The sequence below is a fragment of the Pseudoxanthobacter sp. M-2 genome, from assembly GCF_046156265.1.
GTDB lineage: Bacteria > Pseudomonadota > Alphaproteobacteria > Rhizobiales > Segnochrobactraceae > CAMDHY01.
Window position 1 is genome coordinate 564,161 of sequence record NZ_JAWDIR010000022.1, and the last position, 12,356, is coordinate 576,516.

Consider the following 12,356-nt stretch of genomic DNA (forward strand, 5'->3'; position numbering starts at 1 on the left):
GGGTGCCCGCGCGGCCGCGGTGAAGCGGCCGGCGGGCGGACACGCGCCGGTAGATGGGGCAGCGACGCCGGGCGTCCACCGTCGGAGGAGCAACCGCTACGGCGTGAACCAGTAGCGCGTCAGGTGGAAGAAGATCGGCGCGGCGAAGACGACGGAGTCGAGCCGGTCGAGCATGCCGCCGTGGCCCTCGATCATCCGGCCCCAGTCCTTGACGCCGCGATCGCGCTTGATCGCCGACATCACGAGCCCACCGAAGAAGCCGAGGAGCGTGATCACCACCGCCATGCCGAAGGCCTGCGGGATGGTGAAGGGCGTGATCCACCAGAGCGCCCCGCCGAGCACGCTCGCGCTCGCGACGCCGCCGACGAGCCCTTCCCAGGTCTTCGAGGGCGACAGCGACGGCGCCACCTTGCGCCGGCCGAACAGCTTGCCGAAGACGTACTGCAGCACGTCGCTCGACTGCACGACGAGCACCAGGAAGCAGATCAGCAGCAGCTCCCGCCCCTCGTAGCCGGGAATGTCGAGGGTGAGCAGCGCCGGCACGTGCGACAGGCAGAAGACGCAGATCATCAGCCCCCACTGCATCTCGGCAATCCGCACCATGAAGCGCGTCGTGTCGGCACGCAGCACGGCGACGATCGGCAAGAGCAGGAAGACGTAGACCGGCACGAAGATCGAATAGAGCCCGTACCAGTCGATGAAGATCAGCCAGTACTGCACCGGCAGCACGACGAAGAACATCGCCGCCAGCGCCCAGTGGTCGCCGCGCCGCGTCTCCGTCAGCGTCAGGAACTCGCGAAGTGCGAAGAACGAGGCGAAGGCGAAGAGCAGCACGACGCCGCCGGTGCCGCAGAGGAAGGCTGCGGCGAGCAGCGCCACCATCACCCACCACGCCTTGATGCGGGCGTTGAGGTTCTGCACCCCCGAGTTCGTCTGGCCGCCGTCGCGACGCGACAGCACCCAGCCGACGGTGGAGGCGAGCGCCAGCACGGCGAGCACGCCGAGGAACAGCGCCAGCGTCTGCTCGCCCGCCGTCATCGCGCCCCCTCCTTCACCGACAGCGCCAGCAGCGCGGCGCGGGCGCGATCGAGGAAGGCACCGCGCTCCTCGCCGGCCTCCAGCGTCAGCGGGGTCCCGAGCGTCACGGTGCAGAGCAGCGGCACCGGCAGGAACTCGCCCTTCGGCATGACCCGGTTGAGGTTCTCGATCCACACCGGCACGAACTCGAGCGCCGGCCGCTCGAAGGCGAGGCGGTAGAGGCCCGACTTGAACGGCAGCAGCCGCTCCTCCGTGGTGTTGCGGGTGCCCTCGGGGAAGAAGATCAGCGAGGCACCGCCGTCGACGGCCGCCACCAGCGTCGCGACCGGATCGGCGGTGCGAGCATTGGCGTCGCGGTCGATCAGCACGGCGTCGAACACGTCGGTGCCGAGGAAGCGGCGGATGCGGTCGGCGCGCCAGTAGTCGGCAGCGGCGACAGGGCGCGTCCGCGCCCGGTAGGCCGGCGGCAGCACCGTCCAGATCAGCACGAAGTCGCCGTGGCTGGTGTGGTTGGCGAAGTAGACGCGCTGCGTCGCCGAGGGCGTGCAGCCAACCCAGTTGCCGCGCACGCCGGTGACGATGCGGGCGACGGCGATCGTGGCGAGCGCCGTGAGACCCGCGGCAGCGCGGCGGACGAGGCTAGCCGGCATCGCCGACCCTTTGCGCCAGCGACACCGTGAAGATGCCGTCGTCGTCGATCCGCTGGACGAGCTTCGTAAAGCCGTGGCTCTCGACGAGTTCGTCCATCTCGCCCTGCGTCCGCCGGCGCATCACCCACGCCTGTCCGCCGCGATGGCTCGTCAGCGCCCGGGCGATGAACTCGAGCTGCGGGTGCCAGGGCTGGTTCGTGTAGACGAGGAAGCCCCCCGCCGGCACCGCCGCCGCCACGCCGCCGAGCGACCAGCGCACGAGGTCATTGTCGGCGAAGAGCTCGTAGAGACCAGAAACGATCGCGAGCGTCGGCTTCGGCTGGAGCGCCGCCAGGCTCGCCGGATCGAAGGCGTCGCCCACCTCGAAGCGGGCGATGTCGGAAAGCCCCTTCTCTGCGATCAGCCGCCGCCCGGCCTCGACGTTGCCCGGCACGTAGTCGCGCAGCAGGATCGAATCCGGCCGCCCCAGGTCTCCCGCCTCCAGTGCCTCCAGCACGTAGCGGCCGTGACCGGCGGCGATGTCGAGGACGTGGACGGGCATCCCCGCGTGCCGCAGCCGCGCCATCGCGTCCCGGATCAGCTCCTCCAGGTGGCGCTTGCGGGTGCGGATGCCGCGCCAGCCGACGCTGTCGAGATAGGCGCGGTCGATCGCCCGTCCGATCGCGCCGCGGCCCGACGGCTGGTTGCGGTAGACGGCGTCGAGTGTCGCGCCGGAATCGAAGCCGGTCGCGTGGCCGAGCCGGATGCCGTCGGACAGCGTGCCGCCAAGCTTCAGGCCCGCCCGCGTCGTCGCCCAGAACAGCCCGCGCGGCGACAGCACGGGCAAGGGCGAGGCGAGCCGGTCGGCTTCGGCGCGAGTGTGGCCGAGGCGGTCGGCGTCCTGAAGCGACGGCCGCTCTGGCAGCCGCTCGAACTGCTCGCCGAGGAAGCGTCGCACCGCCGCCACCGCCGGCGCCCGGCCGAGTTCGCTGAGAGTGTCGTGATAGAAGCCCGCCAGCACGTGGCGCTCCTTGGTGCGGCTGCCGAGCCGCTCGTAGAAGCGGTGCTGCGGCCCCCCCTCGACGACATAGTCGGACCCCGAGACGAGAAGCTGCGTCGGCACCGTGATCGCCGCCGCATCCGCGACGACGCGCTCCGCCGCATCGTTCAGCCCGAGCAGGATGTCGACCGAGATCGCCCGGGTGATCAGCGGATCGGCGTCGAAGGAGGCGGCGCGGGACGGATCGTGCGTCAGCATCCGCGCCTTGACGTAGGACTGGACGTCGAAGTTGCCACGCAGGCGCCGCAGCAGCCGGAGGCCCGGCCGGGCGAGCGGCACGTAGAGCCGCACCCGGAAGGCCGGCGACGCCAGCACCAGCGCCCGGATCTTCGGCGCATAGTCGTGCACCCACGTCGCCGCGACCACCGCTCCGACGGACTGGGCGACGACCGCCGTGTCCTCGACTGCGAAGCCATGCGTGGCGCCGATATGGGCCACAAAGGCATCGAGGTCGCGCACCAGCGCGGCGAAGCTCGGCGCGTGGCCGCGCGGGCCCGGCGAGCGGCCGTGGCCGCGGGCGTCCCAGGCGAACAGGTCGAAGCCCGGCAGGGCCAGCTCATCGGCAAGGTGGGCCACCCGTCCCGAATGCTCGTGGCCGCGGTGAAGGATCACGACGGCGCCGCGCGCCGGTGCCTCGACGGCCGGCCAGTGGCGGTAGAACAGCGACACGCCGTCGGCAGTGGCGAAGGAGAGTTCGTCGTGCGGGCGCATGGCTTCCTCCTCCGGCCGGTCGAAATCGGCCGCCATCAGGAGGGGCGCGCGGCCGCTTCCGCAAGCCCGGCGCGGACACGATTGATTGTCGTCAGCGTGAGCGCCACCGCGATGACGGGCATCAGCCAGAACAGCCATCCCGGCAGTGGCCCGCCGACGCCGATCCAGAACGCAAGCGCCCCGAACACGAAGGCGCGGTCGCTCTTTCCGAGCGGCCCGTCATAGCGTCGCGACGCCCCGACCGTCTGGCCGAGCACGCCGGCGAGCTCCGACAGTGCCGCCAGCACCGCGACGACCGCCACCGCGATCGCCCCGAACACCGGCAGCACCGCGAACGGCAGCAGCAGCGCCGCGTCCGAGACGACGTCGGAGAGCTCGTTGAGGTAGGCGCCGAGCCGGCTCTTCTGGCCGTGTTCGCGCGCGAGCATGCCATCGACGGCATTGAGCGCCATCCGCACGAACAGCCACACTGGCAGGAGCAGGAACAGGAGCCGCGCGTCCGCGCCCCACGCCACCCCGACGCCGACGACCACCGAGACGATCGCGGCGGCGATCGTCACCTGGTTCGCGGTGATGCCGGCGGCTGCCAGCCGGGCGACCAGCGGGCGCAGCAGTGCCTGGAAGCGCGGTTTCAGCTCGTAGAGGGTCACAGGCTCACGCGTGCCATCGGCCGCCCCCCCGCTGTCACACGCCGCGCCGCAGCCCCGTCGGGGCCGCCGGCGAACGGGTTCAGTCCTCGCCGTGGTCCTCGCCGAAGCCGTCGTCGACGAGGGCGGCGAGCGCCTCCAGCACCGCCGCTGCATCCGTGCCGCGCGCGGACACCATGATCGTCGAGCCGGGCCCGGCGCCGAGCATCAGGAGGCCCATGATCGAGGCGCCCTCGACGATCTGGCCGTCCTTGGAGACGTGCACGTCCGCCTCGTGCGCCTCAACGACGCGGACGAACTTCGCCGACGCCCGCGCATGCAGGCCGCGCTTGTTGACGATCGTGAGTTCGCGAAGGAGCGCCCCTCGCCACACGTCGCCGTCGGCCGCCCCGTCAGCGCTGGCCGGCAAGGATCTGACTCGCGACACTGATGTACTTCTGGCCCGCCTTTCGGGCCTCCTCGACGGCCGACGGCAGGTCGAGCTCGCCGCGCACGCTCGCGAGCTTGACAAGCATCGGCAGGTTGACGCCGGCGATCACCTCGACGCTGCGCCCGTCCATCACCGAGATCGCGAGGTTGGAGGGCGTGCCACCGAACATGTCGGTGAGGAGCACGACGCCGGTGCCGCTCTCGACCCGCGCCACCGCATCGATGATGTCCTGGCGCCGACGCTCGACGTCGTCGTCCGGCCCGATCGAGACGGCTTCCACCTTCTCCTGCGGCCCGACGACGTGCTCGAGGGCCGCCTTCAGCTCATTGGCGAGCCGTCCGTGCGTGACCAGGACGAGACCGATCATGGTGCTCCGGCATCTCCGCCTGCCCCACCGTCCACTCCGGTGCCGTCGGCACCGGGCCGGGGCGGCCCCGCAGGGGTCGGATTCGCGATCCAGGGGTCGGGACCGCTCCGGGTGCGCGGGCCTCGCCCGCGCGGGCCGCTCAAGATTGGCTAGGCTCGCCTTTCGCGCAAGCGAAAAGCGGCGCGGGCGCCGTCGCCGACTGGTCCGCCGCGCGCGCCGCCACCGCCGCCGCCAGCGCCGCGAGCACGAGACCGGCCGCTTCCGCGGCCCCGCACGCGACCGGCTGACGCGGCAGCGACACGCCGAGGATCTCGGTTTCGAGCGCCGCCGGTGCCGGCATCCGCTCCGCTTCCGCCGCCGCCACGAGGTCGACGACGAGGCGCACCACCGCAGCGTTTTCGTGTTCGGCCGCCTCGATGCCGCGGCCGCGCCGCTCGGCGAGACCCGCGAGCGATGCCGGCGGGCGGGCGATCAGCCGGCCGTGGCACGCCGTCAGCCCCACCCGGTCGTCGGCGACGAGGCGCGCGAAGCGGCCCTCGGCCGTCGCCGCCGCGATCAGCGCCCGCGTCAGCGCGCTCTTGCCGGAGCCCGGCCGGCCGCGGATGAGCACGCCCTCGGCGCCGATCAGCACCGCGTTGGCGTGCACCGTCGGCGTCGTCACGGGGCGGCCGCCGGCAGACGCACGACGAAGCGGGCGCCCAGCACCTTCGCCTCGCCCTCGCTGCCGCCGTTCTCGGCCATCCGGTTCTCGGCGATGATACTGCCGCGGTGCGCCTCGACGATCTGCTTGGAGATCGACAGCCCGAGGCCGGAATTGTTGCCGAAGCCGTCGCTCTCCGGCCGGTCGGTGTAGAAGCGCTCGAAGATGCGCTCCATCTGGTCGGGCCGGATGCCGGTGCCCTCGTCCTCGACCAGCACCTCGATGTCGTCGCCGTCGCGCCGCATCGTCACCCTCACCTCGCCACCCGGCGGCGAGAACGAGCGGGCGTTGTCGATCAGGTTGGTGAACACCTGCCCGAGCCGGCTGTCGTGGCCGAAGGTGAAGTAGGCGTTCGGCTTCTCCGCCTCCACCTCGAGCACCACCGTCGGCCCGTCGGTCTTGACGAGCCCGCGCTGCACCTCGACGACGGCGGCGAGCAGCCGCGCCATGTCGACCGGCTCGGTGTCCTCGCGCGACAGCTCCGCATCGAGCCTCGAGGCATCCGAGATGTCGGAGATCAGCCGGTTCAGCCGCCGGACGTCGTGTTCGATGATGGCGTAGAGGCGCGCCTTGGACTCCTCGCTCTTTGCCCGCGGCAGGGTCTCCACCGCGCTCTTCAGCGAGGTCAGCGGGTTCTTCAGCTCGTGCGCCACGTCGGCGGCGAAGGCCTCGATCGCATCCATACGCCGGTAGAGCGCCGAGGTCATCTCCTTCAGCGCCCGGGCGAGATGGCCGATCTCGTCGTTGCGCTCGGGGAAGTCCGGGATCGCCTCGCGCGCCTTGACGCCACGGCGCACCCGGTCGGCGGCGGCGGCGAGGCGGCGCATCGGCCCGGCGATGGTGCCGGCGAGCAGCACCGACAGCACCACCATCACCGCGGCGGCGACGAGGAAGACGCGCACGATCGCCATGCGCTCGGCGGCGAGGATCTGCTCGATGTCGCCGCCCTGGGTGGACAGCAGCAGCGCGCCGAGCACGGTGCGCTGGCGCTGGATCGGCACCGCCACGGCGATCACCACCTCGTCGCGCTCGTTGGAGCGCACCACGGTCGCCGGCGCACCGTCGAGGGCCCGCTCGACCTCCGGATAGCCGCGCCCGCCGGTCGGTCCGAGGTCCTTGTAGATCGCGAGGTCGCCGGGACCGAGCCAGCGCTCCACCGCCGTCCACGCCTTCGACAGGAGGTCGTCCTTGGGCACCGCCGGCGCCGGCGCATCGAAGCGCAGGATCTGGCCGCGGGCGTAGAGGTGACGCGAATCGAGCAGGAGGACGCCGTCGCGATCGTAGATGCGGGCGCGCGTCTTCGTCGGCGAGATCAGCCGCCGGAGCACCGGCGCGACGCGCTCGGGATTGATCGGGAAGTCGAGGGCGCCGAGGCCGTCGTCGGAGGCCTGCGGCGCCGCCTCGTTCGCCTGCGCCCGGAACAGCTGGTCGGGATCGAGCAGCACGCCGCCCTGCTCGGCCGCGGCGGAAGCCGCGATGGCGGTGGCGATGATCTCGCTCTGGGTGAGCAGGCTCTCGACGCGGGCGTCGATCAGGCCGGCGCGGAACTGGTTGAGGAAGAGGATGCCGCTCACCAGCACGATCAGGCCGGCGAGGTTGAGGATGACGATGCGCCGCGTCAGGCTCGAGAAGACGTAGGTGCCGAGCACGCGGCTCACCCGCGCGAGCGGCCGGCCCTGCGGCGTGCGGCGCCGGCTGCGGCTGTCGGCATCGCTCCGCCGGCCGGAGCGGCGGCGAGACTCGCGCTGCGGCGCCTTGCCAGCAGCGGGGGCGGCGGTCGCCGAAGGCTCCGCGGCGCTGTTCGCCGCGCTCTCGGCCGTCCCCGGCGCCGATGCCCCGGACGCGTCTGGCCGCGACGCGGGCGCGCCGGCATCCCCCGCCGCCGGGCGGGCCCGGCCGGCGCTGGTGTCGGCGTCCTCAGTGTCGAGGTCGGCGGCCATCATCGTCCTTGCGGCGCGCGCCGGGCGCGGCAGCCGTCGGAGCCCGGTCAGGACTCCTTGAAGCGGTAGCCGACGCCGTAGAGCGTCTCGATCATGTCGAACTCGGTGTCGACCACCTTGAACTTCTTGCGCAGCCGCTTGATGTGGCTGTCGATGGTGCGGTCGTCGACATAGACCTGGTCGTCATAGGCCGCGTCCATCAGGGCGTTGCGGCTCTTCACGACGCCCGGCCGCTGCGCCAGTGCGTGCAGGATCAGGAACTCGGTCACCGTCAGCGTCACCGGCTGGCCCTGCCAGGTGCAGGTGTGGCGCTCCTGGTCCATCACAAGCTGGCCGCGCTCCAGCACCTTCGCCGCGTCGGTCGGCTTCGCCGCCTGGCCCTCGCGCGGCGAGGCGCGCCGGAGCACCGCCTTCACCCGCTCGACCAGGAGGCGCTGCGAGAACGGCTTCCGGATGAAGTCGTCGGCGCCCATCTTGAGACCGAACAGCTCGTCGATCTCGTCGTCCTTGGAGGTGAGGAAGATCACCGGCATGTCGGTGCGCTGGCGCAGCCGGCGCAACAGCTCCATGCCGTCCATGCGCGGCATCTTGATGTCGAGGATGGCGAGGTCGGGCTGGTTCTGCGCCAGGCCGTCCAGCGCCGAGGCGCCGTCGGTATAGGTCTCGACCCGGTAGCCCTCGGCTTCCAGGGTGATCGCCACCGAGGTCAGGATGTTGCGATCATCGTCGACCAGAGCGATCGTCGGCATGGCGTGGCTCATGTCCCGTTGTTCGTTCGCACACCGCGGCGCGGCGCCCGTTTGCGCTGGTGAAGCGCGAGGCGAGCCGAATTATGGCGCGTGCCCGGCTTTTTTGCACGTTTTCCCGAAAATCCGCCGTTTCGCCGGCTCACAGCCGCTTCGGCGGCCGTCCCGAGACGAAGACGAACCGAGGCACCAAGGTTCCCGCCGAGGCCACCATGCCCGCGCAGATCCCGGCGATGAGCCCCAGGGGCCCCCATCCGAGCGTCACGCCGAACCACCAGGCGAGCGGCACCGCGACAATCCAGAACGAGGCGCACTGGGTGAACATCGGGATCCACACCTCCCCCATGCCGCGCAGCGCCCCGGTGGTGATGCCGTTGGCGGCGTCGAAGACGAGGAAGAAGCCGACAAGGCGCAGCGCCGGCGCGGCGATCGCCGCCACCGCCTGATCGTCGGTGACGAGCCGCACCATCGCCTCGGGCACGGTGAGGAAGAGGATGCCGGCCGGCACCGCGACGAGCGAGCCGAGCGCCACCGCGCTGAGGCCGGCGCGGCGCACGTCCGGCGCGCTTCCCCGGCCGACGGCGCGCCCGACGCGGATCGCCGCCGCACCGCCGAAGCCGATCGCGCACATGTAGACGAGCACCACCAGCGTCATCGTCGTCTGGTGGGCGGCCGCCACCGCCGCGCCGACACTGCCGGCGATGAAGACGACGGTGGTGAAGGCCGAGCTCTCGATGCCCTGGGCGATGCCCATCGGCAGCCCGAGCCGGCGGATCTGCCGGCCGACGGCGCCGCCGAGCGTCAGCGTCGCCCGTCCCCATTCCGCGAGCGACGCGAGCACGCCGAACTGGTCGCCGCCGCGCGCCGGCCGGACGATGCAGGCGAAGGCGGCGAGGAAGGCGGCCCAGCGCAGGATCGAGCTCGCCAGCACCGCGCCGTCGGCGCCCATCGGCTCGAACAGCCCGCCCCAGCCGAGCGCGAGCAGGCCGTTCAGGGGCACGTTCACGAGGTTGGCGACGAAGATGATCACCATCGAGGTGCGCGGCCGCCCGCTCGCTTCCAGGAAGAAGCTCGCGACGATGTACATGAGCAGCCCCGGCAGCCCGAAGGCGAACGCGTGCGACACCTCCGCCGCGCCGAGGGCGACACTCGGCGACTGGCCGATGCCGAGGAACATCTCCTCCGCCCAGATCGAGGCGAGCCCCGCCAGCACGCCGAGCAGCGCCGCGTGAATGAGCCCGGCGCGCAGCACCGCGCCGGCGCGCCAGGATTCGCCGGCGCCGATCGCCTGCGCCGTCAGCACGACGGTCGCCTGCAGCGCGCCGATCGCCACCAGCATCAGGGTGATCTGCGGGGAGATGCCCACCGCCAGGAAGGCGAGCTCCTCGCCGCCGAGGCGGCCGGTCATCACCGTGTCGACGGTCAGCATCAGGATCAGGCCGGTGCGCGCCGCGATCAGCGGCAGTGCCAGCTTCACCGTCTCCCGGACGTGCACGGAGAGCGGCTGCGGCGCGGTCACGGCCGCCCCCGTCGTCGTGGCGGGGGCCGCGGCGAGGGGACGCGAGGGAGCGAGGGTCATCGGATCGGGGGCTCGTGCCGGCGCGGGCTCTGGCCGCCACGGGAGCCGGCCGGTCGGCCAGCGGGGTCCCCGTGCCGGGGCCCCGCTCTATAACCGATAAGGTAACCGGTTGCACGTTTTTGAGGCAGACGAGTTCGAGGACGGCGGGGCCGGCCTCCCGCGCCTCGCAGGCGGCCGGCCCGAGCGGGAAGTCCCTATTCCGCCGCCGCCGTCGCCGTCGCGCCCGCCTCGACGGCCGCGCTCTCGAGGCGCTGCTTGCCCTTGCCGTCGATGACGATCTCGACGCGGCGGCGGATCGGCGCCTGGCCGGTCTGCGAGCCGTTGTGGAAGGTCAGCACCGCCGACTGGCTCGCCTTCAGCGTCTTCGCCGCCGAGGGCTTCACGGCGAGCTTCAGCACCGTCTTGCCGCGCACGACGCCACTGGTCTCGCTGATCTTCAGCCAGTCCGGCACCCCCGAGACGTCCCAGCGTACCGGCACCTTCGAGGAGAGGCGGAGGTTGACGGACTTCGGCCCGAACGGCCCGCCGCGCTTGCCGGTGAAGGCGCGCTTCGCCTCGCCGACCGTCAGCACCGGCGTCATCACGCCGACCTCCTCGAAGGCGGCCGCGATCGGATCCGTCGGGACATTGCCAACGAGCACCGCCGCCCGCATCACGTCGATGGCGCCGCTCACATAGGTGGTGCGCGGCACCCAGTAGGATTCGTTCGCGACCAGGAAGATCTCGAAGGCCTTGCGGATGGTCCAGCCCTCGGACTTGGCGAGAATGCAGAAGGCCTTGTTGTAGACGCCGCTGGCCTGATGCGGATCCATGTCCGGGACGAAGTCGGAGGCGTGGTCGATCGAGCGGCCGTCGCGGGGCGGATCGCACATGTAGCGCATCGCCGAGCCCGGTCCCTTCCAGACCTCCTGGCCGATGTCGAAGTTCGGGATCTCGTAGCTGAACGGCTGGCCGTAGCGCGCGGCGAAGAAGGCCTCGGTCGCGACGCCGGCCATGTCCGAGTAGGCCTCGTTGATGCCGCCCGCCTCACCGAAATAGACGAGGCCCGAATTGAACTCGGTGAAGCCGTGCGAAACCTCGTGGCCGGTGACGTCGAGGCTGACGAGGGGATAGAAGATCTCCTTGCCGTTGCCGAAGGTCATGGCGACGCCGTTCCAGAAGGCGTTGTCCATGTCGCCGTCGTCGTCGGCATAGCGGACGCGGAGGAGCAGCTTGCGCCGCCCGAGCGGCTGGGTGCCGTACCAGGAATTGTAGAGGTCCCAGACCACCTCGCCCATGCCCTGGGCGTCGTTCATCGGCGAGTAGGCGCCGTTGACCGCGATGCCGGGGTTGTTGAAGCAGTCGAACGAGAAGGGCACGTCGGTCGCCACGGCGGTGCCGGCGAGATCCTCCGTCTGGAGGTACTCGTCACCGTCCATGAGGCACTCGCCGTCCTTCTCGGTGACGAGGAACTTCGGGAAGACCGCGCCGCCATAGCGATAGCGCCCGGCCTTCTCGTTGCCGCCCGGCCCGGTGCCGGCATGTTTCGAGTTCGTCAGGTAGTCGTCGCGGATGTGCTGCAGGTTCTCGTAGCCGTCGACGATGCGGCCCGAGGCGGCGTCGACGAAGATCACCGGGCGGGTCGGCCAGGAATCGTTCTCGCCGAACACGGTGGTGAAGAACGACACCTTGTAGACGAGTTGCATGTCGCCACGCTCGCCCATCCGGTAGACGAGCTCGGACGTCGGGTTCTCGATGACGCTGTCGCGCTTGCGCACCTTCGGCACGATGGAGTCGATGGCGATGCGAAGCGCCGCGTCGGCGTCGAGGGCAGCGGCGGGCGGCGTCGCGGCCGCCGCGGCGAGGCCGAAGACGGCGGTGCCGCTGGCATCCATCAGCTTGCCGTCGGCGGCCTGGCGGACGACGACCTGCTGGTCCCAGATCGGCACGCCCCGATAGAGCTGGGCGAAGCGCAGGCTGCGGCCGCGCTTGCGCGGCAGGTCGCGGCTCGCCAGCAGGCGCAGCGAGGAGGTTCGGTCGAGGCCGAGCGCCCGGGCGAGCGCCGGCGCGATCGCAGTGGCCGCGCTCTCGGCCGTCGCGGCCGCAGCGTTCGGGACGACGACGCGGCTGAGCGAGACACTGCCGACGTCGCGCATCTCGGCTGCGCCCGCGCTCGTGGCGAGGAGACCCGCCGCGAGGGCAGCGAGGATTGGGAAGACGGTCTTCTTCATCGGTTAGACCCACATCCGCGAGGCGCGGCCCGGCGATGACGCGCGGCCGCTGCGACATTCACCCGGCCGCTGGCCGGCACTGCGACGGCGGTCGGATGCGCGCACCCACGCGGCCGCGCGATCCCAAAGGATCGCAGCGGCCCGGTCCGGCCGGCCGAGTTGGTGGATGGACGCCCCCGTCCCCCCGCCGACCGCGAAACTAGCATCGCGCCCGCGCCGCCGCCATCGCGTGAATGCGATTCTCCTTATCGCAACAGGCTGGCGAGTATGGGCTTTCCCCCGAAGCGCTCCGGGAAGAA

11 protein-coding genes are annotated in these 12,356 nt (G+C 71.6%); all 11 read right to left on the reverse strand.

What is annotated here, in order from left to right; all coding sequences use genetic code 11:
• Window positions 1-96: 96 nt before the first annotated feature.
• The 11 genes from RUR49_RS14250 to RUR49_RS14300 all read right to left on the reverse strand — a co-directional run bounded on the left by RUR49_RS14250 (window position 97) and on the right by RUR49_RS14300 (window position 12,057).
• Window positions 97-1,038: a phosphatidate cytidylyltransferase gene (locus RUR49_RS14250; RefSeq protein WP_409147041.1), complete on the reverse strand. Its 942-nt coding sequence runs from the start codon at window positions 1,036-1,038 to the stop codon at window positions 97-99.
• Window positions 1,035-1,688: a lysophospholipid acyltransferase family protein gene (locus tag RUR49_RS14255; RefSeq protein ID WP_409147042.1), complete on the reverse strand. Its 654-nt coding sequence runs from the start codon at window positions 1,686-1,688 to the stop codon at window positions 1,035-1,037. Before RUR49_RS14255 ends, RUR49_RS14250 begins: the two co-directional genes overlap by 4 nt.
• A complete protein-coding gene (locus tag RUR49_RS14260; RefSeq protein WP_409147043.1) occupies window positions 1,678-3,438 on the reverse strand; it encodes a bifunctional alpha/beta hydrolase/class I SAM-dependent methyltransferase in 1,761 nt (586 codons plus the stop codon). The genes RUR49_RS14255 and RUR49_RS14260 overlap by 11 nt, the downstream gene beginning before the upstream one ends.
• 35 nt (window positions 3,439-3,473) lie before the next feature.
• Window positions 3,474-4,088, reverse strand: a complete 615-nt coding sequence (locus tag RUR49_RS14265; RefSeq protein WP_409147044.1) for a CDP-alcohol phosphatidyltransferase family protein — start codon at window positions 4,086-4,088, stop codon at window positions 3,474-3,476.
• A 79-nt stretch (window positions 4,089-4,167) separates the two neighbouring features.
• Window positions 4,168-4,494 (reverse strand): HPr family phosphocarrier protein, encoded by a 327-nt coding sequence (locus RUR49_RS14270; protein WP_409147045.1) that lies wholly within the window; start codon window positions 4,492-4,494, stop codon window positions 4,168-4,170.
• On the reverse strand, window positions 4,478-4,882 hold the full coding sequence (locus RUR49_RS14275; RefSeq protein WP_409147046.1) for a PTS sugar transporter subunit IIA: 405 nt from the start codon (window positions 4,880-4,882) through the stop codon (window positions 4,478-4,480). Before RUR49_RS14275 ends, RUR49_RS14270 begins: the two co-directional genes overlap by 17 nt.
• A gap of 139 nt (window positions 4,883-5,021) precedes the next feature.
• Window positions 5,022-5,543 (reverse strand): HPr kinase/phosphorylase, encoded by a 522-nt coding sequence (locus RUR49_RS14280; RefSeq protein ID WP_409147047.1) that lies wholly within the window; start codon window positions 5,541-5,543, stop codon window positions 5,022-5,024.
• Window positions 5,540-7,522 carry a stimulus-sensing domain-containing protein gene (locus RUR49_RS14285; protein WP_409147048.1) on the reverse strand — a complete coding sequence of 661 codons (1,983 nt, stop codon included), beginning with the start codon at window positions 7,520-7,522 and terminating at the stop codon, window positions 5,540-5,542. Before RUR49_RS14285 ends, RUR49_RS14280 begins: the two co-directional genes overlap by 4 nt.
• A gap of 47 nt (window positions 7,523-7,569) precedes the next feature.
• Complete coding sequence (locus tag RUR49_RS14290) at window positions 7,570-8,271, reverse strand: response regulator transcription factor (RefSeq protein WP_409147151.1); 702 nt, start codon at window positions 8,269-8,271, stop codon at window positions 7,570-7,572.
• A gap of 139 nt (window positions 8,272-8,410) precedes the next feature.
• Window positions 8,411-9,847 carry an MATE family efflux transporter gene (locus RUR49_RS14295; protein ID WP_409147049.1) on the reverse strand — a complete coding sequence of 479 codons (1,437 nt, stop codon included), beginning with the start codon at window positions 9,845-9,847 and terminating at the stop codon, window positions 8,411-8,413.
• 194 nt (window positions 9,848-10,041) lie between these two features.
• A complete protein-coding gene (locus tag RUR49_RS14300; RefSeq protein ID WP_409147050.1) occupies window positions 10,042-12,057 on the reverse strand; it encodes a M4 family metallopeptidase in 2,016 nt (671 codons plus the stop codon).
• Between the last annotated feature and the right edge of the window lie 299 nt (window positions 12,058-12,356).